At 66.9% G+C, this 865-nt stretch carries 1 protein-coding gene and 1 pseudogene; one reads left to right on the top strand and one right to left on the bottom strand.

Features of this window, described 5'->3' with window-relative positions; all coding sequences use genetic code 11:
- Nucleotides 1-161: pseudogene (ligC, locus tag A5651_RS25180) on the bottom strand (ATP-dependent DNA ligase); the annotation flags it as partial.
- Nucleotides 162-191: 30 nt separating this feature from the next.
- Here ligC and A5651_RS01815 point away from each other — a divergent pair.
- The coding region (locus tag A5651_RS01815; protein ID WP_156662478.1) for an ATP-dependent DNA ligase at nucleotides 192-865 on the top strand (674 nt) is incomplete at its 3' end.

An 865-nucleotide genomic window follows, 5' to 3' on the forward strand; every position in this document is an offset into this window, starting at 1 on the left:
ATCGGCCGCTCGTTGCGGCTGCCCAGCTCGACCTCGGGCCCGTCACGAAAGCAGATCGACCGAAACCCGTCCCACTTCGGCTCGTACGACGCCCCCGGCGGAATCTCAGACACCGACTTGGACAGCATCGGCGACACCGGCGGCATCACGGGCAGGCGCATCGCCCCATTCTTGTCGGGCGCGATGACATTATGAGCAGCGTGGAGCTCCCCCTGCAGCCGCCGGTGTCGCCGATGCTGTCCAAGTCGGTGTCTGAGATTCCGCCGGGGGCGTCGTACGAGCCGAAGTGGGACGGGTTTCGGTCGATCTGCTTTCGTGACGGGCCCGAGGTCGAGCTGGGCAGCCGCAACGAGCGGCCGATGACGCGGTACTTCCCCGAGCTGGTGGCTGCTGCGCTGGCCGAACTCCCGGCGCGCTGCGTGATCGACGGCGAGATCGTGATCGCCGTCGACGGCAGGCTGGACTTCGAGGCGCTGCAGCTGCGGCTGCACCCGGCGGCCAGCCGCATCAGGATGCTGGCCGAGCAGACGCCGTCGCACTTCATCGGGTTCGACGCGCTGGCGAGCGGCGACACATCTCTGTTGAAGGAACCGTTCCGGGTCCGTCGTCAAGCCTTGCTCGAGTCGGTGAACGAGAAGGACTGGTGTCATGTCACCCGCACCACCGAAGACCCCGAGCTGGGTGCGCAGTGGCTGACGACGTTCGAGGGCGCGGGTCTCGATGGGGTGATCGCCAAACGGCTCGACGGCCCGTACCTTCCGGGCAAGCGCGAGATGGTGAAGGTCAAGCACGCCCGCGACGCCGACTGTGTGGCCATCGGATACCGCATCCACAAGAGCGGCGAAGGCATCGGCTCGATTCTGCT

The organism is Mycobacterium sp. 1274761.0 (genome assembly GCF_001668615.1).
In the GTDB taxonomy this organism is placed as follows: domain Bacteria; phylum Actinomycetota; class Actinomycetes; order Mycobacteriales; family Mycobacteriaceae; genus Mycobacterium.